Source organism: Leisingera sp. SA32, assembly GCF_056033425.1.
On record NZ_JBVYHB010000002.1, the window covers coordinates 106727 to 127819 of the forward strand.

At 64.0% G+C, this 21093-nt stretch carries 15 protein-coding genes and 1 pseudogene; 4 read left to right on the forward strand and 12 right to left on the reverse strand.

Features of this window, described 5'->3' with window-relative positions; translation table 11 throughout:
* Positions 1-179: 179 nt before the first annotated feature.
* The 12 genes and pseudogenes from AC0IPL_RS03160 to AC0IPL_RS03215 form a co-directional block, all read right to left on the reverse strand.
* Positions 180-1625 carry a phospholipase D-like domain-containing protein gene (locus AC0IPL_RS03160; protein ID WP_474272157.1) on the reverse strand — a complete coding sequence of 482 codons (1446 nt, stop codon included), beginning with the start codon at positions 1623-1625 and terminating at the stop codon, positions 180-182.
* Between the two features lie 83 nt (positions 1626-1708).
* On the reverse strand, positions 1709-1960 hold the full coding sequence (locus AC0IPL_RS03165; RefSeq protein ID WP_474272158.1) for a GlsB/YeaQ/YmgE family stress response membrane protein: 252 nt from the start codon (positions 1958-1960) through the stop codon (positions 1709-1711).
* A 563-nt stretch (positions 1961-2523) separates the two neighbouring features.
* Positions 2524-2646, reverse strand: a pseudogene (locus tag AC0IPL_RS03170) (IS3 family transposase); the annotation flags it as partial.
* Positions 2647-2808: 162 nt separating this feature from the next.
* Complete coding sequence (locus AC0IPL_RS03175) at positions 2809-3288, reverse strand: hypothetical protein (RefSeq protein ID WP_474272159.1); 480 nt, start codon at positions 3286-3288, stop codon at positions 2809-2811.
* Positions 3289-3291: 3 nt separating this feature from the next.
* Entirely contained in the window at positions 3292-4107 is an 816-nt protein-coding gene (locus AC0IPL_RS03180) for a DUF3100 domain-containing protein (RefSeq protein WP_474272160.1), read from the reverse strand.
* A gap of 100 nt (positions 4108-4207) precedes the next feature.
* Positions 4208-5743, reverse strand: coding sequence for an aldehyde dehydrogenase family protein (locus tag AC0IPL_RS03185; RefSeq protein ID WP_474272161.1), 1536 nt, complete (start codon positions 5741-5743; stop codon positions 4208-4210).
* Positions 5743-6696, reverse strand: coding sequence for an NAD(P)-dependent oxidoreductase (locus AC0IPL_RS03190; RefSeq protein WP_474272578.1), 954 nt, complete (start codon positions 6694-6696; stop codon positions 5743-5745). Before AC0IPL_RS03190 ends, AC0IPL_RS03185 begins: the two co-directional genes overlap by 1 nt.
* An 87-nt stretch (positions 6697-6783) precedes the next feature.
* Positions 6784-7692, reverse strand: coding sequence for a LysR family transcriptional regulator (locus tag AC0IPL_RS03195; RefSeq protein WP_474272162.1), 909 nt, complete (start codon positions 7690-7692; stop codon positions 6784-6786).
* A gap of 7 nt (positions 7693-7699) precedes the next feature.
* Positions 7700-8839, reverse strand: a complete 1140-nt coding sequence (locus tag AC0IPL_RS03200) for a M20 aminoacylase family protein (protein WP_474272164.1) — start codon at positions 8837-8839, stop codon at positions 7700-7702.
* 37 nt (positions 8840-8876) lie between these two features.
* Positions 8877-9773, reverse strand: coding sequence for a VOC family protein (locus AC0IPL_RS03205; protein WP_474272165.1), 897 nt, complete (start codon positions 9771-9773; stop codon positions 8877-8879).
* Complete coding sequence (locus AC0IPL_RS03210) at positions 9770-10528, reverse strand: serine O-acetyltransferase (protein WP_474272167.1); 759 nt, start codon at positions 10526-10528, stop codon at positions 9770-9772. The genes AC0IPL_RS03205 and AC0IPL_RS03210 overlap by 4 nt, the downstream gene beginning before the upstream one ends.
* 415 nt (positions 10529-10943) lie before the next feature.
* Positions 10944-11384 carry an HIT family protein gene (locus tag AC0IPL_RS03215; RefSeq protein ID WP_474272168.1) on the reverse strand — a complete coding sequence of 147 codons (441 nt, stop codon included), beginning with the start codon at positions 11382-11384 and terminating at the stop codon, positions 10944-10946.
* 693 nt (positions 11385-12077) lie between these two features.
* Between AC0IPL_RS03215 and AC0IPL_RS03220 the strand changes: the two genes are divergently transcribed.
* The 4 genes from AC0IPL_RS03220 (at position 12078) to AC0IPL_RS03235 (ending at position 21063) form a co-directional block, all read left to right on the forward strand.
* On the forward strand, positions 12078-15785 hold the full coding sequence (locus tag AC0IPL_RS03220) for a hypothetical protein (RefSeq protein WP_474272169.1): 3708 nt from the start codon (positions 12078-12080) through the stop codon (positions 15783-15785).
* Between the two features lie 129 nt (positions 15786-15914).
* Positions 15915-17576, forward strand: a complete 1662-nt coding sequence (locus AC0IPL_RS03225; protein ID WP_474272170.1) for an ATP-binding cassette domain-containing protein — start codon at positions 15915-15917, stop codon at positions 17574-17576.
* On the forward strand, positions 17573-19711 hold the full coding sequence (locus tag AC0IPL_RS03230; protein WP_474272172.1) for a peptidase domain-containing ABC transporter: 2139 nt from the start codon (positions 17573-17575) through the stop codon (positions 19709-19711). The genes AC0IPL_RS03225 and AC0IPL_RS03230 overlap by 4 nt, the downstream gene beginning before the upstream one ends.
* Complete coding sequence (locus AC0IPL_RS03235; RefSeq protein WP_474272173.1) at positions 19708-21063, forward strand: HlyD family type I secretion periplasmic adaptor subunit; 1356 nt, start codon at positions 19708-19710, stop codon at positions 21061-21063. Before AC0IPL_RS03230 ends, AC0IPL_RS03235 begins: the two co-directional genes overlap by 4 nt.
* Positions 21064-21093: the final 30 nt, after the last annotated feature.

Genomic DNA, 21093 nt, shown 5'->3' on the forward strand with positions numbered 1-21093 from the left:
CGTGTCGCGCAGCGAAGGTCGGTTACCCGTCCTTCGCTGCCCCCCTGGGCTTCAGGCTGCGTCATTCACGAAGGGCAGTTTCAGGCTGGCTGGCGTTAGCGAGCGGCCGAGAGCTAATGGGGCTCCGACCCCACGGTGTCGGATTAGCGGCTTGCGGATCTACAAACTGTTGGGAATATTCAATTCCGCCTTAACAGCTTCCGCCACCCATAGAACAATCCGCGCTTACTCAGCGGTTCGAACAATGCATCCGGTCCTTCAGGATCGAGAATTTCATTGTCCGCCAACCATTCTTCAATATCGTTCAACTCCGGCATTTCAAACGCATGAAGTGTTCGACCGCTCGCCTCCTCGCGCAGAGCCTCTATAACTGCGATAAGCGATCCCCTGTCGTTTAGCCGACGCGAAACCTCTTCTGGCGTCGTCGCCAGATGTTCCGCGATCAGATCGTTCCGCAGGTGTGCAATTTCATCGCAAAACTCCGTATCGGCTGAACCCGCTCTACTTAGCACCACGTCACATTCCGTATCGAGCCGAAGAGACCGGTTGTTGAAATTCGACGACCCAACACGCAACAACCGATTGTCGACAACCATCACCTTGGCATGGACATAGATCTCGGCTCCTTGTGCGGTTACAGGATGATAGAGGCGAAACCGGCCATGCTTGTCGATTCGGTGCAGAGCCTCAAGAAGCCGCGCGCGCGCATTGTCCATTGCGATAGGCTCAAGCCACCCCTCGGCCGACATCGGGTTTACGATGACGATCTCCGGGCCGTCCGTTTCAACCAATCGCTTGGCTATGGCATGTGCGATACGGCGCGATGCAAAATACTGGCTTTCAGCGTAAATCCAACGCTTTGCCCCCGCGATCAGATCAAGATACATATCCTCGATTTCATGCAAGGGAGCGACATCCCTCATCTCCGGCTGCGTGCGCGCTATGGCCAGCTCTACACTCTCGAAATTGGCCTCAAGCGCATCAGGCCAGCACTCGTGATTGTCCCCGGCAGGCTCCAGTGCCTCGCCCGTCGCGGCCTTCCATCGCTTGCGGGCCAGATCGCCCATCGCGCGTGCTGCCGCTCCGTCAAATGCGCTGGTAGCATCGTGCCATGGTCCATAGGGATTGCCATCCGGATCAATGCGGTCGGGATCGTTATCCTCATGGCCGCGCCGATCCCAACGTCCGACCGTCATATCGATACCACCGCAGAATGCGATGCAATCATCGATCACCACGATCTTTTGATGGTGAGAACTGGCGAATGGATGGGCACCATCAAGCTTCAACGTGATTTGCTTGTGCCATTTCCAGCGCAGTATTGTAGAGAGAGTGTTGCCACGGAACATGGCCTGAAAGGCGCCCGTATCCCAGCGCAACAGCCGAATTTGAAGCGACGGAGTTCTGTCAGCAAGCCACAGCATGAAGTCGCCAAGCCGCTCGGGCCCTTCGCCCTCACCCAAACTGATGCGGGCATCAAAATCCCAGCCAATCAACATGATACTATGCCGCGCTTTAAGCATCGCGGCTCGAACCGCGACAAAATAGTCCTCAGCGTCGACAATGAAAGCAAACCGTTCCGCCTGCTCAAGACGCCAGCAATTCCGTCCCGGTTTCATTTTCATGCGCCTATATCCTGCTGGAATATCGTCAGAACCTCGTAGGGGGCTGCACGTCGCGCTACGCACCACGTGCGGTCAAAGGTTCTTCAGCGCCTAAGCGCGCGTGCCCCACCAACCAGAATGCAGGCTCCGGCAACCCCGGCAACCAAATAGCCCAGCCAGCCCCCGAAGGACACACCCAAGAGACCAAACAAAAAGCTCGCCACGGCCGCACCGACAATCCCAAGAATGATATTCAAAAATATGCCGGTGTCTGTTTTCATCACCGCAGAGGCGATCCACCCGGCCAGTCCTCCGACGACAATGGCTGCAATCCAGCCAACCCCTGCATCTTCCATGATAGTTCCTCCCAAAAACTAACTTCAATTGACCTGAACTTGGCCAAAGACGAAACCAGGTCTAGTAGCACCCTAACCATTCTCTATAATTGTGCCAGTTCGCGCTGCAGAATACCGGCGGCATCACGCCCCCCCAGGGGCTCGAAGATTGAGCTACTCTTCGACTTGGGGAACAACTTTTGGAACAACAAGTGGCGACACAATCAACCAAGCACTTGAAATAGTTGCAAATAGTTTAGGAAAAGGCCCCATCCATCATGGGTGCCACGCTCAGGCGGGCAGAGCGCCAAATGTTTGTTTCCACATCACTTACCACAGTATATCCGCATCTTCAGACAGCCCGATTGCGGGCTAAGCCAGCCTATTATTAACCCTTCCCGCACATCGTCCCAATATTCGTTGGAACGTTGGAACATGCCAGACATCACTGAACACAAGCGGGCCGATGGCTAAGGCGCCTATCTGGCACAGATCGACGTAAAACGGAATGGCGAACAGTTTCGCGACTGAGCTACTCCCCATCTCTTGGACAGGATCGGGCGCAATGTGAACTACGCGGTGCACCTGGTGACCGAACCGGTTTCCCAGGCATGCAGGTAGACGCACTCGTATTTCAGGGGTCGCCTCAGCCTCACGTTGAAGATGTTGTCGAGGAAACGGCCTTTCCCATTCATTGAGATACGCACGCCGGACGCGCCTTCGAGCAGCGCGCGTCTCCATTGGTGGATCATCGTCAAATGCACCCCAACCCCGCGACTGCTACAGGGAAGGCGAAATGGGGAGGTGTACCGCTGAGGGCGGGTGGACCACGGGCCGAAAACTGCGGCCCGTGGCGGGGATCAGCGCGATCAGAGGAAGGCCTGTGCCACGATGGCCGAGCCTACGTAGGTGCCCGTCATCACCAGGACACCAACCACGGCGATCTTCCAGCCCGAGGTCTTGGCGATCTCAATCTCGCGCCTGGCGATTGCGACCCCCGCATACGCCAGGCAGGGCGTCGCCAGCGTCAGGAAGTTCACGTGGCTCACCTTGTCGAGCACCCAGGCGCTGCCCGGGGTCCAGGGCATGGTGGCCAGGATGCCGACAAGCGAAATCCATGCCACGGAGGGCAGCTTGAAGGGCACGAATTTGGTCAGCAGCATGCCGAGCATGCACATCCCCCACAGGATGATCAGCCCTACCAACCCCTGCGGCACGGTGTTCTCGGTCGCCACGGTATTCCCGACAAGGGCGATGACGCAGACCACCGCCAGTGCCGCGGCGTGTGCGCCGAGACCGAACTTGGGGTCTTCAGAGAGGTCGAGGTCTTGGGTTTGAATGTCGCTCATGGATCAGGCTCCGGCTTTGGTGGGCTCTTTGCGGCCCAGCAGGTCATAGAGTTTCTCGGTCACCGGCAGCGCCACGAAGACGCAGAGGTAGAGACCCGTCGCATAGGTCAGCACGTTCGATGCGCCGGCGAGCGCAAGGATCTGCTCCTCCATCTCAGGCACCGCATGCACCAGCGCGCCCGAGCAGGCCGCCATCATGCTGCCCGAACCGATGCCGCAGGCCATGGCCAGCGCCTCGATCGAAAAGGCCCCGGTGGTGGCAAGGATCGACGCGAGGATGGCGAAGATGAAGGTGCCGAAGAGCGTGCCGATCACATAGACGCCCATGACGCCGGCGCCTTCCTGGCTCTTCAGGCCGTATTTGTCGGCGATGACCGCGATATTGGGCTCACGCGCGACGGAAAAGCAGGCACCGATCGCCTCGCGACCCATGCCGAGCACCAGAACCGCAATGGGGAAGGCCAGGACAATGGTGCCGAGATTGCCCAGCTCTTGCAGGATGAGCGCGGGACCGGCATCGATGATCTGCTGCATCGACGGACCGATGATGGTGCCGAACTTGGCGATGAAGGGCATGATCGCGATGACAATCATCGGCGACGCCGCGTTCACCTGGCGGTCGCGGATCAGGGCGCGCGCGCCGGAGATCACGTTGGGGTTGATCAGCAGCCCCATGACAAAAGCATAGAGCAGCGGCAGCAGGAGAATGGAACCGATGCCGATGGGCACGGCGATGACGCCGACCAGCTCGGCGATCACGGTGATGACCAGCATGCTCAGATGGAGCCGCCAGTCGAGGAGGATGTCTTTAATTGGCATGAGGGGACCTCTCTGTTGGCGTCCCCTTCGGGGGACGCATTGGCCGGGACCGGGCCCATACCCGGTCCGCAGCAAATTGTGAAGTGTAATTACTTTTTGCTCAGCCCGGCGCGTAACCAAAGCCCTGCACGGGATTTTCCGCGGTTTCGACCCAGACGGATTTGGTCTGCGTGTAGGCAGCCAGCGCCTCGCGCCCGGACGAGCGGCCATAGCCCGAGCGGCCGAAACCGCCAAAGGGCGACATGACGTTGATCGTCTTGTAGCTGTTGACCCAGAAGGTGCCCGCGCAAACCTGCGCCGCCATGCGGTGGGCCCGAGCGACGTCCTGCGTCCAGACCGCGCCCGCCAGCCCGTAAGGGGTGGCATTGGCCAGTGCGATGGCCTCTTCTTCGGTGTCGAAGGGCAACACCGAAACCACGGGGCCAAAGACCTCCTCGTTGGCGATGGTCATCTGTGGCGTCACCCGATCGACCACCGTGGGGGCAAAGAAGAAGCCGCCACTTAGTGCCAGCGCGGCGGGCTTGGCCCCGCCGCTGGTGATCTCTGCGCCCTGCGCCTGCGCTTCACGCACCATCTGGTCGATCTTCGACCATTGCCGTGCGTTGTTCACCGGTCCGATCTGCGTCGCCGGATCCATCGGCGCGCCGACCGGGATACTGCCCGCCGCGACGCTCAGCTTGTCGACCATCTCGGCATGGATCGAACGATGTACCAAAAGGCGCGAACCGGCCACGCAGCTTTGCCCACAGGACGCAAAGATCGCCGCCTGCGCGCCCACCACGGCCCGGTCGAGATCGGCATCGCCAAAGACGATATTGGCCGATTTTCCGCCCAGCTCCAGCACCGAGGGGACAAGCCGTTTCGCCGCAGCGCCCGCGATCTTCGTACCTGCCTCGGCGGAGCCGACAAAGACAACCAGTGCCGTTACCGGGTGCTCGATCATGGCCTGGCCCGACACCGGACCGTCGCCCGCGATGACGTTGACAAGCCCCTTCGGCACCCCCGCCTTTTCGCACAGGATGCCGACCACGATGGACGACAGCGGCGTCAGCTCCGAAGGTTTTATCATCACGCCGTTGCCAGCGCAGATCGCCGGAGCGACCTGCCAGCAGCAGGTGAACAGCGGGGCGTTCCACGGGGTGATCTGGCTAACCACGCCAAGCGGCTCGTGGCGGGTATAGTTCAGGTGCGAGGAGGGCACCGGGATCACATCGCCAGTGATCTTGTCGCACCAGCCCGCGTAATACTCGAACATCTCGGCCATGCGTGCGGGTTCACCGGTGGTGTCGCGGATCGGACGCCCCGAGGAGAGCGCCTCCAGCTCCGACAGTGCCGCCGCATTCTCGCGCAGCTGGCGACCGATCTCGAACATGATGCGCCCACGCTCGGACGCGGTCTTGGCATACCACTCCTTTTGCGCGCGGCGCGCGGCTTCTGCGGCCTGGGCCACCACGTCGGCCCCGGCGTCCTTGTACCGCGCAAAGACCTCGCCCGTGGCGGGGTCGGTCAGGTCCAGACCCTTGCCGGTGCCCGGCACCAGCGCGCCGCCGACCCAGGACTGGACCTCCGACGACCCGGTCAGGTCCTTCATCAATTCGGCCACGCGCGCTGCGGTATCGACTATGTCCTTGGCCATCACATCTTCTCCTTTTTGCTGAGCCGATCCACCCGAGGGTCGCCCATGTGCATGAAATCGTCGGCGTCCTTCAGACCCGAGTTTTCCTCGGCCCAAAGCTCGGCCACCAGGTCGGCCACCGGCATGGCGCAGCCGGAGCGCTCGGCCAGCTCGCGGGCGAGGCGCACGTCCTTGCGCATCAACCCGGTGCTGAAGCCCGAATCAAAGCTGCGCGGCAGCACCCAGTTGGGGTAGTGGATTTCCGAAATCGCGCTGCGCCCGGTGGCCGCGTTGATAACCCGCAACGCGTCTTCCGCACTGACGCCTGCTGCCTCGGCCAGCCGCAGCGCCTCCAGCGTGGTGACCATATGGCTGGCGACCAGCATATTGTTGACCAGCTTGGCGACATTGCCCGCGCCGCTGGGGCCGACGTGAAGGATCTTCGTCGCCATCGCCTCTAGGGCGGGCATCGCCCGGCTGACCCAGGCCTCATCACCGCCGAGCATTACCGAAAGCTGCCCTGCCGCTGCGCCCGATGGCCCGCCGCTGACCGGCGCATCGAGAAAGCCATGCCCTGCCCCGGCGAGCTCTCCCGCCAGCTTTCGGCTGACCTCAGCCTCCGACGTGGACGTGTCGATGACAACCTTGCGCGCGGCATCGGGCGCAAGCAGCCCCGCGCCTTGCGCCGCCGCAACCGCCGCCTCCACATGCGCCGCTGTAGGCAGCGACAGCACGATGAACTCCGCCCCGGCAAAAACCGCCTCGGGGCTTTCCTTGGGCGCGATCCCCGCTTCTTTTGCGCGCGCCTGTGCTGTCGGTGCGGGGTCAAAGCCCAAAACCTCAAAGCCCGCTCGCGCAAGGCTCGACGCCATGCCCAAGCCCATCGCCCCCAGCCCGATCACCCCGGCCCGCTTGCCCATTTCCTCTGCCATGTGATCTCCTGTCCTTGTCTGTTGCCGACCGTGTTGGATCAGCGTTGCGGCAAGCTAAGCGGACAAAGGGTGTTCACAGATAGGGGGTATAATTCGCACATCGCGTTGCCTGACGAGCAACACCGATGATTAGGTGCGGAAGGCAACCATGCGATTGGACAGGAAGCTCGCGACCAGCTCCACCGATTTCGGCAGACGGCGGCGGGCGCGCACCATCAGATGCGAGCTGACCCGGTGCAGCGCAGGCTCATCCAGGTCAACCACCGAAAGATCGCCGCGATCTGCCTGAATCGACGCGGAAAACCGCGGCAGGAAGGTGACACCCATGCCCGCGCTCACGTAGCGCAGAAGCAGGGCAATGGAGGCCGTCTCCACCTGCACCCGCAGCGCCAGACCGCGTTCGGCGGCGACCTGACCGACAAGGTGGCGAATGGCGTGACGGGTATCAAGCATGGCCACGGGATGGGTGAGAACCTCGGCAAGGCCCACGCTCTGCCGTCCTGACAGTGGTGATCCCGCGGGCACCACCGCGCAGAGCGGCTGCCGCCCCACCGCCAGCGAGCGGGTCGCTTCGGTCACCAGCGGGTTGTAAGCGATTCCGATGTCCGCCTCGCCGTCGATCACCCGGCGTTGTAGCTCATCGGTGCCTGCATGGTCGATGGAGAAGCGCAGGTCGGGCTGCTGGCGGCACAGCTCCGCCAGCCCGTTTTCCATCACATCCACCGTAAACCCCTCGCCAAGCGCGATGCGCACTGTCTGGATGCGACCCGACCGGTATCGGCTGATCTGATCGAGCAGGAAGGTCTGCTCGTCCCGTAGGTGCAGGGCGTGCTCGCGCAGCAACTCGCCAGCGTCGGTCACCGTCACCCCCCGGGAGCTGCGATCAAAAAGCGTGACCCCCAGACGCGCCTCGGCCTCCGTGATCTTGCGAGAGATCGCGGAGGGCACGACATTCAGCCGCTCCGCGGCGCGGCGGATCGAGCCCTCTTGCGCGACTGCGAGGAACTCGCGCAGGAAGCGGCTGTCAAGCGCGTCCATCGCGGCCTCAGCCCTGGGTCGCGCGGCGGGCAAGCCGTACCCAGAACTCCGCCCCGGCTGGCAGCACCGCGTCGTTGAAGTCGAACCTCGGCGAATGCAGCCCAGGATTTTCGTCCTCGCGGGCCGCGCCAATCCAGAGGTAGGCGCCGGGGACCTCGTTCAACATGAAGGCGAAATCTTCCGATGCCATGCTCGGGCCTGTCATTGCTGTATCAAGACCCATGTCCGCCGCGACCTCGCGCGCGAGCGCGGCCTCGGCGGCGGTGTTGATCGTCGCCGGATAGCGGCGCTGGTAGTCGATACTGGCGGTGCAGCCCTGCGCCGCGGCCTCGGCAGTGGCGACACGGTGCAGCCGCTCTTCGATGATGTCCCCCGCCTCGGCGCCAAACCAGCGGCAGGTGCCGCTCAGAACGGCGCGATCGGGGCACACGTTGTAGGCAGAACCGCTGTGGATCTGCGTGACGGAGACGACGCCCGGCTCCAGCGGCGACAGCGCGCGGGCGGGGATTTCCTGCAACGCCGCCGCCGTGCGCCCTGCAGCGGCGATCACCCCGTCGGACTGCTCAGGCATGGCGCCGTGGCCACCATTGCCGCGGATCTCAATGTCGAAAACAGAGAAGGCCGCCATCATCTTGTCGTCGCGCGCCACAAAGCGCCCCGGTGCGAGACCCGGCCAATTGTGGATACCAAAAACCTTGTCGATCGGGAATTGCGTGAACAGCCCCTGCTCAACCATCACCCGCGCGCCGCCTTCGCTTTCCTCGGCGGGTTGGAAAATCAGGGTGACGGTGCCGGCCTTGCCCCCCTCCTCGGCGATCTTGCGCGCTGCGAGCAGCAGCATCGCCGTGTGCCCGTCGTGGCCGCAGGCATGCATCTTGCCGGGGATGGTCGAGGCGTGGTCCAAACCGGTCGCCTCAACGATCGGCAGCGCGTCGATGTCGGCGCGCAGGCCGATCACCGGAGCGCCCTGCCCCATCTGCGCCACCACGCCGGTGCCCGCAAGCCCGCGATGCACCCGCCAGCCCCATCCGGTGAGCAGCCCTGCGATCATCTCCGAGGTCCGATGTTCCTCGAAACCCAACTCAGGGTGACGGTGCAGGTCGTGGCGCCAGTTGATGGCTTCTGCGATATGGTCTTGGTCGAACATGGGGTCTCCTTGGGGCGCGGATGCAGCCCGGGTTGGGTCAGGGCGCCTCTGGCGCCTCCTGAAATGTCAAAAGAATGCCGCCCAGACGGGCGGGTTCGGTGAGGACCAGCGCATCGGCGGTCTCGCGGGTGGCAAAGCCGCCCGCCGCCACGAAGGGGCGGATCTGGTCCAGCGCGCGGCAGGCAATATCGAGTGAGATCACCGAGGGCGCACCATCGGGGGCGAGCTCCTCGGGCAGCGGGCCAAAGACTGTGGATGCGGCGTCGCGGCCCAACACCCGCCAATGCCCCTTGCCGGTGGCAACGGTAAACCCCAGGTCAGTCTCGGTGACGGCCTCGGACCCGTGCAGCGTGGCCAACCAATCCTTCACCGCGGGCTGGTCGGCAGGCTCCGCCAGTATCGTGGCCGAGACGAACCCGTGCGCGCCGTTCGGGTGGTTCATCCAGCTGGGAAATTCGATGAGGTCGCGCCGGTGCTGCTGGCAGGCGAACATCGACAGGCGCGGAAGGCCGGGCCTGGTGAAAATCTTCAGCGTGGTCGCGGTGCGGTCGGGTGTGCCGTCGTCACGGGTCACGTCTCGGCCGAACTCAACGGTGCCCTCGCAGCGCCCGCCGCGGGCGACCACCGCCGCCTCATCTGCCGCCGCATCGGTCGAATTCAATGCAGAGAGCGACACCCCTTCGCGCTGTGCCAGCCAGCGTTGGATGTGGAGACCGAAACAAAAATCCCCCGCCGCATAGCCACTAAGCAGCGCCTCATCACCGATGCCTACCAGCTCCAGCAACTGGTTCTTGAAGATGACCAGCGCAGTCGAGGTCCCCCATGGGTGCATCCCCGGCGGCTTCATCAGAAAGCCGAGCGACAGATAGGTCTCGCGGGTGGCCGCGAGGTTGCGCACGCAGACGAGCGGGTGATCGATACCGAGCGCAGTCACGTCTCGCGCCCCTTCAGTTCCACGAGCGCAGGGAACCCCGCGAACCGGCCCGCACCCCGGTCGGTGGCGCGCGGTCCAGTAACCACGTGACCGGCTGGTACATCCCTGGTGACGATCGCCCCGGCGGCCACGGTCGCTCCTGCCCCCACCTCAACCGGCCCAAGGATTAGCGCCCCCGCCCCGATGACCGCACCGCGGCGCACCCTCGGGTGGCGCCCCGCGCCCATGTCGACGAAATTCGATCCCAGCGTGACACCATGCCAAAGGCTGACATCCTCCTCGATGACAGTGGTCTGACCGATCACCAGTCCCAGCCCGTGGTCGAGCCAGACACCGCGCCCGATCTGCGCTTGCGGCCAGATCTCAACCGAGAGGGCACGGGTGAATTGCGCCTTTATGGCAAGCGCCAGCGTCTCACGTCCCGCCAACCAGAGCGCATGGCTGAGCCGGTAGGACAAAAGCGCGTGGTAACCGTTTGCAAACAGCAGCACCTGCGGCGCTCCACCGGGTTGATCGTCGCGCGCGCTGGTGACCAGCAAATCGTCAAGCGAAGTCTCCAGCAGATCGGCATCGTGGCGAAACAGCTCGACCGCCAACGCGCGCAGCCAGGACCGCGCCGTTCCCTCGGGCAGGCAGGCTGCCAGCGCCGCGCCCAGCAGGTCGGGCAGATCCGCCAGCTCACCCGCGTCGATCCCGAGCAATGCCGACAGCCCCGGCTCCGCGGTGAGCAGGTCACAGGTGTCTGGCAGAAGCATCTGCTTTAGGTGATTGGCGCGCATCGGGCCTCGGCTGGGGTCACAGGTCTGCGCAAATCTGCCCCGAGGACGGTGCTGCACACAAGAGCAGAAATGCCCTCGCCGTGTTGCCTTGAGGAGAACACCAGGACTCGGCGAATGCACGCCCAGCGGGCGGCGCCACATGTCAGCACGGACAGTCGGCCCGAGGCCCCGGTTTACCTTGTGGAAAGCGATGCGGACCGACGCTACGGGACTGAGACCGACCAAGACATTTGCGACTTCGTTCGCAGCAGTCCCGTGGCACAGAACCCCGAACCTCCGATCCTGCCCTTTACCGGACCCGCGTTGCTGACGCTCCCTTGCGGATAGGCTGCTCTACTTGCGACGCTGCCAGTGGTCCGACGGCAGCTAAGCACCGCTAGGTGGCCCACGGTCAGGTAGGTTCTGTCAATCGCATACACAGGCGCTTGGCCGTTTGCGCCAGTGCTGCGTCGCCGGGACACGGGGGCATGGCAAATGCGTCAATCCCCTGTTCGATATAGCGCGCGGACGTGACATCGTGCCGGTGGAACATCGGCACCACGTGCGCGTGCGCATGTTGCACGTGGATGCCGGTAAAAAAGAACGACACGCGTTCGACAGCCCATTCCCGTTTCATAGCGCGCGCCAGCTGCTGCCCCACGGCCATGATCCGCCCGGCGGTTTCCGTCGGCAGGTCTTCGAACCAGGGGTGATGGTGCTTGGGGATCACCAATGCGTGTCCTTCGCGGATCGGGTGCAGATCCAGAAACGCAAGAACGAGATCATCTTCGAACAGCTTGTGGGCGGCAAGCTGACCCTCCGCAATCCGGCAAAAAATACAGTCGTCAGCCACCCATCCCTCCGTCAGCCGGTGTTCTATCCGACAGAGGGTACAACGCCCGGCGCCAACCACAAGCCACTTTGGGACTGGCGCAGGCGGCGGGCACATTCGTCGCATCAGCTCGGCAGGTGCGCGGGTGTCGTTCGGGACCCAAGTACCGAAAAACTGGTGGTTTCTGCCATTTCTTAACCTTTTGCCGTTACCTAGTACTCAGTTGAACTGAAGGAATTTGCCGTGCGGGATCCTAAAAAAGTCGATGCCGAGGGCTCAGCGCTGGGTCCAAACAGTCATCAAGCCGCTGAGGAGCGTCGGGAAACTGATGCCATTGACCAGAGTGACCTTGTCTCTGACACGCCGCTTCTGCCCGCAGACGGGGCGGCACTTTCGGCCTTCTCTCCAAAGCACTCCGCACTTGGCATGTATGCTGAGGACCCCGGAAATTCCGGCTGGCGAATTCTGCCCCCTGCAACGGATCCGTCGCGCGTGGCCCGGCCGGAACACCCCGCGCAATTGTCCGAGGAAAGCGGGGCTTCGGCACAAAGCGCCGCCAAGCCCTCTGCGCACGACAACGACGCTGCGGACACAACGCAGGCGCCACACCACCACAGCACTGCCAACGCTGAGGCAAGCCCCACGCAGATGCGGGTTTCCAATCCGAACCCCGCGCAAGAGGCCGCCCCACGAGAAGAGACGCCGTCGGCTCCCGTGACAGATCCCGCGCGTCCGGAAAGTTCCGGAGATGGCTCGGACGTCCGTCTGAGCGCAGAACCGACCCCCACACGGCACGAGGAACCGCTCAGCGACCCGGCCCCCGAACCGCAACCGGTGGAGGACCCCACCCCAGAGGACGAGCCCGCAACCGACCCGGAGCCCAAACCGCAACCGGTGGAGGACCCCGCACCGGAAGACGAGCCCGCAACGGACCCGGAGCCCGAACCGCAACCGGTGGAGGACCCCGCACCGGAAGACGAGCCCGCAACCGACCCGGAGCCCGAGCCGCAACCGGTGGAGGACCCCGCCCCGGAAGAAGAGCCCGCAACGGACCCGGACCCCGAGCCGCAACCGGTGGAGGACCCCGCACCGGAGGCCGAGCCCGCAACGGACCCGGACCCCGAGCCGCAACCGGTGGAGGTCTCCGCCTCGGAAGACGAGTCCGCAACCGACCCGGAGCCCAAGCCGCAACCGGTGGAGGTCTCCGCCTCGGAAGACGAGCCCGCAACGGACCCGGACCCCGAACCGCAACCGGTGGAGGACCCCGCACCGGAGGACGAGCCTGAAACCGATCCGGAGCCCGATCCGCAACCGGTGGAGGAACCCGCACCGGAAGACGAGCCCGCAACGGACCCGGAGCCCGAACCGCAGCCGGTGGAGGAACCCGCACCGGAAGACGAGCCCGCAACGGACCCGGAGCCCGAACCGCAGCCGGTGGAGGACCCCGCACCGGAAGACGAGCCCGCAACGGACCCGGAGACCGAACCGCAACCGGTGGAGGACCCCGCACCGGAAGACGAGCCCGCAACCGACCCGGAGCCCGAGCCGCAACCGGTGGAGGTCTCCGCCTCGGAAGACGAGCCCGCAACGGACCCGGAGCCCGAACCGCAACCGGTGGAGGAATCCGCACCGGAAGACGAACCCGCAACGGACCCGGCCCCCGAACCGCAACCGGTGGAGGACCCCGCACCGGAAGACGAGCCCGCAACGGACCCGGAGCCCGAGCCGCAACCGGTGGAGGACCCCGTACCGGAAGACAAGCCCGCAACGGACCCGGACCCCGAGCCGCAACCGGTGGAGGACCCCGTACCGGAGGCCGAGCCTGCAACGGACCCGGAGCCCGAACCGCAACCGGTGGAGGAACCCGCACCGGAAGACGAGCCTGTAGCCGATCCGGAGCCAGAACCAGAGGAGGAGCCTGAAGGACTCTTCCTAAGAGGCACGGACGACGAAGATCAGTTGGTTGGCGGCGGGGGAGCCGACACCATCGAAGGCAACCGCGGCGACGACGACCTCTCGGGTGGTGCGGGCGACGACACCTTCCTGGTCTACGGATCCTCCGCGGGCACCGATCAGATCGACGGCGGCGAAGGCCATGACGTGCTGCATGGCAGCCGCTATGGCGATACCTTCCGGGTGACCGACGGACTTGGCAATCTGACCTCCGTCGAGGAAATCCGCGGCGGCGATGGCTATGATGTCATCGCGGGCACCGCCGACGGCGAGACGCTGGACTTCTCCAGCGGCATCCAGCTGACCGAGATCGAGGAGATCGACGCGGGCGACGGTGACGACACCGTGATCGGCACCGATCAGGACGACACCATCGAAGGCAACCGCGGCGACGACGACCTCTCGGGCGGTGCGGGCGACGACACCTTCCTGGTCTACGGATCCTCCGCGGGCACCGATCAGATCGACGGCGGCGAAGGCCATGACGTGCTGCAGGGCAGCCGCTATGGTGACACCTTCCGGGTGACCGACGGACTTGGCAATCTGACCTCCGTCGAGGAAATCCGCGGCGGCGATGGCTATGATGTCATCGCGGGCACCGCCGACAGCGAGACGCTGGACTTCTCCAGCGGCATCCAGCTGACCGAGATCGAGGAGATCGACGCGGGCGACGGTGACGACACCGTAATCGGCACCGATCAGGACGACACCATCGAAGGCAACCGCGGCGACGACGACCTCTCGGGCGGTGCGGGCGACGACACCTTCCTGGTCTACGGCTCCTCCGCGGGCACCGATCAGATCGACGGCGGCGAAGGCCATGACGTGCTGCAGGGCAGCCGCTATGGCGATACCTTCCGGGTGACCGACGGCCTCGGGAATCTGACCTCCGTCGAGGAGATCCGCGGCGGCGACGGCTATGACGTCATCGCGGGCACCGCCGACAGCGAGACGCTGGACTTCTCCAGCGGCATCCAGCTGACCGAGATCGAGGAGATCGACGCGGGCGACGGTGACGACACCGTGATCGGCACCGATCAGGACGACACCATCGAAGGCAACCGCGGCGACGACGACCTCTCGGGCGGTGCGGGCGACGACACCTTCCTGGTCTACGGATCCTCCGCGGGCACCGATCAGATCGACGGCGGCGAAGGCCATGACGTGCTGCAGGGCAGCCGCTATGGTGACACCTTCCGGGTGACCGACGGACTTGGCAATCTCACTTCCGTCGAGGAAATCCGCGGCGGCGATGGCTATGATGTCATCGCGGGCACCGCCGACAGCGAGACGCTGGACTTCTCCAGCGGCATCCAGCTGACCGAGATCGAGGAGATCGACGCGGGCGACGGTGACGACACCGTGATCGGCACCGATCAGGACGACACCATCGAAGGCAACCGCGGCGACGACGACCTCTCGGGCGGTGCGGGCGACGACACCTTCCTGGTCTACGGCTCCTCCGCGGGCACTGACCAGATCGACGGCGGCGAAGGCCATGACGTGCTGCAGGGCAGCCGCTATGGTGACACCTTCCGGGTGACCGACGGACTTGGCAATCTGACCTCCGTCGAGGAAATCCGCGGCGGCGATGGCTATGATGTCATCGCGGGCACCGCCGACAGCGAGACGCTGGACTTCTCCAGCGGCATCCAGCTGACCGAGATCGAGGAGATCGACGCGGGCGACGGTGACGACACCGTGATCGGCACCGATCAGGACGACACCATCGAAGGCAACCGCGGCGACGACGACCTCTCGGGCGGTGCGGGCGACGACACCTTCCTGGTCTACGGCTCCTCCGCGGGCACTGACCAGATCGACGGCGGCGAAGGCCATGACGTGCTGCAGGGCAGCCGCTATGGTGACACCTTCCGGGTGACCGACGGACTTGGCAATCTGATCTCCGTCGAGGAAATCCGCGGCGGCGATGGCTATGATGTCATCGCGGGCACCGCCGACAGCGAGACGCTGGACTTCTCCAGCGGTATCCAGCTGAGCGAGATCGAGGAGATCGACGCAGGTTACGGCGATGACACCGTCATCGGCACCGATCAGGACGACACCATCGATGGCAACCGTGGCGACGACGACCTTTCGGGCGGCGCGGGCGACGATGTGTTGCAGGGGGGAGACGGCGACGACACGCTGCAGGGAGGCAGCGGCGATGACACCCTGAGCGGTGGCGCCGGTGACGACCTGTTCCTCTACGCGGCCGGCGACGGATCCGACGCGATCGACGGCGGCAGCGGCTGGCACGACACGATCCGCCTGGAAACCGGCGAAGGTGCCGCAGTGGCGGAGGGCAACACAGTGGAGGGTAACGGCTGGGTTTTGCAGGTTGAGACCGGATCCGTGGAAAATGTAGGGGACGGAATCGTCAATCTGTCGGAAGGCGCTTCCGGTAGGATCACATTCGACGACGGCGAGGAGATCGACTTCGACGGCATCGAAAACATCAGCTGGTAGTGCTTGGAAACACGCAGACTTTTCCATTTTTCCCAGTCGTTAACCTCCGACCGCTACGTTTGTTGCGGCAACTTCTTGAAAGGCTGAGCCTTGGCCGGAAAGTTTTTAACAGTATTTCGACGGCACCAGGTGCAGACCAGTGCCTCGGCGGAGATGGGAGCCGCGCTGGCAAATACGCTGGGGCTGGTTCTCCCGCTTATCACCATTCAGGTTTTTGACCGGGTGATCCCCAACAAGGCGACCGAAACGCTGATTGTGCTGGCTGTGATCCTTGTGGGAGCGGTTTTGGCTGAGGCCGCGGTCCGGATCGCGCTGGCCGGTCTGCAGTCCGCGTTTGCGATGCGCTACGAACTCGAGACCAAGCTGCGGCTCTTCGAGACGGTCCTGTACCAATCCGCCGACAGCGGACAGCAGGCACCGGCGCAGGCAGGGCAAGAGGCGCTTGAGACCATCGGCAAGGTGCAGCAGATGAATTCCGGCGGTCAACGGCTGTCGCTGGTCGATCTGCCGTTTGCCGGCGTGTTTCTGGCGGTTTTCTGGGTCATCGAGCCATGGCTCGCGGTAGCGATACTGGGCATTCTGGCAGCGGTTCTTATCCTGCGGTCGCAAGGTCGCAAGATGCTGCGCGACCTGAATGAGACCCGCCGCGACATCTCTGCGCGCTCCAGCAGTTTTGTCCTGGAAGTGCTGTCGGGCATTGAGCATCTCAAGGGTCTTGGCGCGGCGGAATTCATGATGCGCCGCCATGAAAGGCTGGTGGCAAGAGGGGCGGAAGTGACCCAGGAGCTGGTTTTTCGTCAAACCTCTGGCCGGGCCTCCGCGGAAGCGATCTCCAAGGCGGCACCGATGCTTATCGCCATGGTCGGCGCGCCCTTCGTGATCAACAGGACGCTGACCCCTGGGGAACTGGCCGCAACCATCCTGCTGTCAGGCCGCGTCATCGCCCCCTTTGTGAAATTGCAGGCGGCGCTCTCCGGAAACCTGGCGATCCGCCCGGCACTGGACCGGCTGGACAGCGCCCTGGCGGCCCCTAACGCTGTGGGAACGCTGCATCCAACAGAGCGGATCGAAAGCCTGGAACTGGTTGATCTGGATGTGCATTCTGCTGCCGGAAACCTCGTGTGTGAAGGGTTGAACCTGTCGCTACAGCAAGGAGAGACGATCGCCATCAGTGGTGCCAGCGGCAGCGGCAAGTCCACGTTGTTGAAAACGATGCTGGGTCAGCACAGCCCGAGTTCGGGCAAGGTTCTGGTCAACGGCGTTGACGTCTCCCGCTATCACCCGGATCACATCGCAAGCCGCTTTGCCTTCATGCAATCGGCGCCGGTGCATTCCTCGGGGAGCGTGATGGATGCGCTTACAGGGATGGGCGGAACAGCCCTTCTGCCCGACGCGCTTGAAATCGCCCGAGAACTGGGACTGGCTGACTACTTCGCCTCGCAGCCTGATGATTTCGTTGACAAATCCCTGAACGCAACCGGCGCGGACATTCCCGTGGCCGTGCAGTCGCAACTGCCGATGGTCGCGGCGCTGGTCAAGTCCCCCCAGGTCATCCTGTTTGACGAAGCCAATGCCCTGTTGGATTTCCGGTCTGACCGGCTACTGCTGGAGGCGCTGAAACGGCGGCGGCAGCACACGATCACAGTCCTTGTGACCCAGCGGCCATCCTTTGCTGCAATCGCCCACCGTCGGTTCCAACTTGAGAACGGCAATCTGACAGTTTCCCGTGATCTGTCCTCCGCATCGCTGCCCCGCACGGCGGCTGCCATCGACGCGGCTGGTGCAGCATGACCGCACAACTCCCGGCCCGTGATGGAAAACACGCCGCGTTCAGTGCCATGGGGCTGGATGCAATTGCGGACAGTATAGATACGAGCAAATGCTGGGGCGTGACATCCGATGACCCGGTGCTTGCTGCGGTGCTGCGAATATTGGCCACTTTCGGCTGGACTGGCTCCCGCGAGAGATTCGTGCGCGCCCTGCCGCATTTGCCGGACCGGCTGACGACCTCGGACCTGCGGTCAATCCTGTCACGGCTGGGCATATCCAGCACGCAAGGTCGCCTTGGCAACCGCCGGGTCGAAGACCTCGCCCCTGGAACGGCGCTGGTCCCTGACGACGGCCGCATTCTCGTGGTGGAGACCGATGCGGACGGCGGCGCCATCTTGCGCGAGGCTGCCACCGGGGAATGCTGCAAGAACGGGGTGACACCCCGGACCCTGACGCTGAGCTTCAGCAAACCCGCGCAAACACCGCCCGGCGGCTTTGTCAGGCAACTGGTAACACGGTTTCGGCAGAACTGGATACAGGCGCTTGCTGCAAAGACCGTCAGCAATGTAGCGGCATTGGTCATCGCCTTCGGCGTGATCGCCGTTTATGACGCGGTCATTCCGGCAGAGGCGCACGACACGCTCGCCTGGCTCGTGCTCGGCCTGGCCATGTTGTTGCTGCTGGACATGGGACTGCGCAATCTCAAGGCCCGCAGCCTTGCCCGCATCGCGGCCCGGATGGAGTTTCTCGTCGCGACCACCGTGCTGCGCAAGATTATCTCGCTGCCGCTTCAGAGCATAATTGCCAGCCCTGTCAGCAGTCAGGAAGCCCGGATCCGGCAGTTCAGCCGCATGGCCAGCCAGCTTGTTGGCAACGCGGCCGACGCCGTTGCCGATCTGCCGTTTTCCCTGCTCACCGTCGCGGCGATCTTTGCGATTGCGGGCCCGCTTGGCTTTGTTCCCGTTGTCCTGATGCTGGGTTTCGGCCTTCTTGCGGCCTTTCTGGTGCCGCGCCTGCGCCGCGCCGAGGCCGCCGCCCGGAGCGCCGCGGAGGAGGAAAACAGGGTCACCAGCGACCTGTTCCAGAACGCCGTTGCCATCCGCTGCGCCGGCGAGCAGCGGGCGTGGCGCGAACGCCTGGAGACCGTCAGCCGACGCAAGGCGATCGCGGGGCAACGCGCAGAGCTGGCGCAAAGCGTTATTGACGCCGTGTGCAAATCGGCGACCCCGGTGTCTGGTGGCCTGACAGCCCTGTTTGGTGCCTATCTAGTGATGGAGGGCAACCTGACCTCCGGCGCTTTGCTCGGCGCGGTAATGCTGACGTGGCGTGCGATCTCCCCGGTTCAATGCGCCTTTCTGCTGGCAACAAAATGGGCTGAGATCGCAGGTGTCGCGACCCAGCTGGACCGGCTTTCTACCCTGCGCGAGGAGCATGACCCCAAACGCGTGCATCATCGATACTCGGTCGACGGAGACATCGTTCTGAACGCCGTGGGCTTTCGCTATGGCAGCAAAAACACCCCCGCCCTGCGCGGTCTGAGCACGCGGATACCGCAAGGGGCCTTGGTTGCCGTCACCGGTCCATCGGCGGCTGGCAAGTCGACCTTTTTGCGGATGGTCGCGGGTCTTTTGCACCCGCAGACCGGCGTTCTGATGATTAACGGGGTCAACGCCAGCCAGATCCCGGTGTCCCAGCTGCGCCAGTTCATCAGCTATGTGCCAGCGCGGCCGGTGCTGGTGTATGGCTCCGTGGCGCAGAACCTGCGCCTCGCCTGCCCCTTTGCCACAGAGCCGCAGATGTTCGAGATCCTTGATGAACTCTCGCTGCGCGCTGCTGTCGAACAGCTGCCGAAGGGCATTCACACGGTGTTGACCGATCAGGTCCAAGCCACGCTGCCCAGCGGTTTCCGACAGTCGCTGGCCGTGGCGCAGGCGCTGCTGCGCGCACCGAAGATCCTGCTGCTGGACGACCCGGCCCAATCGCTCGACCGGGCTCTCGAAACCGCAATGATCGACGCCATCCAACGCCGCAAGGGAGATGTTACCACGCTGATGGTGACGCACCGCCCCAGCCACATCCGCCTTGCAGATCTCGAATTACCCCTGCGCGACGGCATGCCCCAGCCGACCAAGCGAAAGAAGGAAAAAGCCGCATGACAGGTCACAGCAATCCGGCGGCATCGACCGGCATGAAGCCCCCGGTCGGCAACGCTATTCAACGACGCGCGCTCCTGCTGGAGGCCGACCTCTCGGAACCCGCCGACACTAAAGGTTACGCCCGTCTGATCTGGCTCATCGCACTGGCCGCGGCGGGCTTTGTAGCATGGGCTGCGCTGACCCCGGTATACGAAACCGTGACCGGTGAAGGCCGTCTCATGCCCCTGGACGGCGTGCGCACCCTGCAAAGCGAACATGGCGGTCGTGTGACCGCCGTTCATGTGCGGCAAGGGTCGCAGGTGGGGGCTGGGGATCCTCTGGTCACCTTCGACCGTTCGCGCGACCTGCTGCAACTGGAGCAGCTGAAGGTGCGCGAAGCGGCGCTTCGACTGGAACTTGAGCTGCAAACCGCAATATTGAATGACACGGTATTCGCGCCCACAGGCGCCTCGAAGACCCAATTGAGCCAAAGCCAGCAGGTGTCCTTCAGGGCCGAGGCTGCGGCGGTCCGCTCCAGAATTGACCTGATCTCGGCGGATCTGGAGCTTGCCACAGCCCGCAAAGCTGAAGCGTCCGCACGTCTGGTAGAGCTGGAGCGACGGCGGGTTATTCTGGCCGAGCGGCTTGCGTCATTTGAGCGGTCCTTCAACAATGGCGGCTTCATCAGCCGACGCGACAAGGACCAGGCGGAGTTGAGCCTGATCGAAGTCCGAGAGCAAATCGCCGTGGCGAGGGCCGAGAAGCGCACCGCTGAGATCGGCATGCAGAAGGCCCGGCGCGAAAAGACCGAATACCTTGCCGACCGCAAAAGCACCGCCGCCCGGACCGTTGCCGATACAGAAGCAAAACTGGCGGAACTGGGCGAGGAAATCGCCCGGTATCAGCTGCGTGCGGACAGCGGGGTGCTGGTCAGCCCGTTTGACGGCGTGGTGCAGACGGTCGAGGTCGACACCAAAGGGCAGGTCATCAGCCCCGGCGGGGCCGTCGCCGAAGTTGTGCCAGAAGGCGCCGAATTGTTTGCCGAGGTTCTGATACCGGCCAGCCGGATCGGCGGTATCGAGCCGGGGTTTGACGGCGCCCTCAATCTGCTGACTTTCGACACGGCGCGGTTCGGTACCCTCGCTGCCACGGTGGCCTCTGTTTCGCCCAGTTCGGAGATTTTGGACAATGGCGAAGCCGCCTATCTGGTGCGGCTGCGTATCCTGCCGGAAATGGGCGCCAAACAGAAAGACCTGAAGCTGCGGCCAGGTTTGTCGGTCGCTGCGGACATTCGCCTCGGCAGCAAGACGGTGTTCGAGTATTTCCTGAAACCGCTGCGGGCGATCCGCACCGCCGCATTCTCTGAACAGTAACACCCCGCGGCCGCATGCCTGCCGGGCTGT

What these genes read in the sequence shown, in the direction of transcription:
- AC0IPL_RS03160 (WP_474272157.1), bottom strand. Translation starts at nt 1,625, where the DNA reads ATGAAAATGAAACCGGGACGGAATTGCTGGCGTCTTGAGCAGGCGGAA.
- AC0IPL_RS03165 (WP_474272158.1), bottom strand. Translation starts at nt 1,960, where the DNA reads ATGGAAGATGCAGGGGTTGGCTGGATTGCAGCCATTGTCGTCGGAGGA.
- AC0IPL_RS03175 (WP_474272159.1), bottom strand. Translation starts at nt 3,288, where the DNA reads ATGAGCGACATTCAAACCCAAGACCTCGACCTCTCTGAAGACCCCAAG.
- AC0IPL_RS03180 (WP_474272160.1), bottom strand. Translation starts at nt 4,107, where the DNA reads ATGCCAATTAAAGACATCCTCCTCGACTGGCGGCTCCATCTGAGCATG.
- AC0IPL_RS03185 (WP_474272161.1), bottom strand. Translation starts at nt 5,743, where the DNA reads ATGGCCAAGGACATAGTCGATACCGCAGCGCGCGTGGCCGAATTGATG.
- AC0IPL_RS03195 (WP_474272162.1), bottom strand. Translation starts at nt 7,692, where the DNA reads ATGGACGCGCTTGACAGCCGCTTCCTGCGCGAGTTCCTCGCAGTCGCG.
- AC0IPL_RS03200 (WP_474272164.1), bottom strand. Translation starts at nt 8,839, where the DNA reads ATGTTCGACCAAGACCATATCGCAGAAGCCATCAACTGGCGCCACGAC.
- AC0IPL_RS03210 (WP_474272167.1), bottom strand. Translation starts at nt 10,528, where the DNA reads ATGCTTCTGCCAGACACCTGTGACCTGCTCACCGCGGAGCCGGGGCTG.
- AC0IPL_RS03230 (WP_474272172.1), top strand. Translation starts at nt 17,573, where the DNA reads ATGACCGCACAACTCCCGGCCCGTGATGGAAAACACGCCGCGTTCAGT.
- AC0IPL_RS03235 (WP_474272173.1), top strand. Translation starts at nt 19,708, where the DNA reads ATGACAGGTCACAGCAATCCGGCGGCATCGACCGGCATGAAGCCCCCG.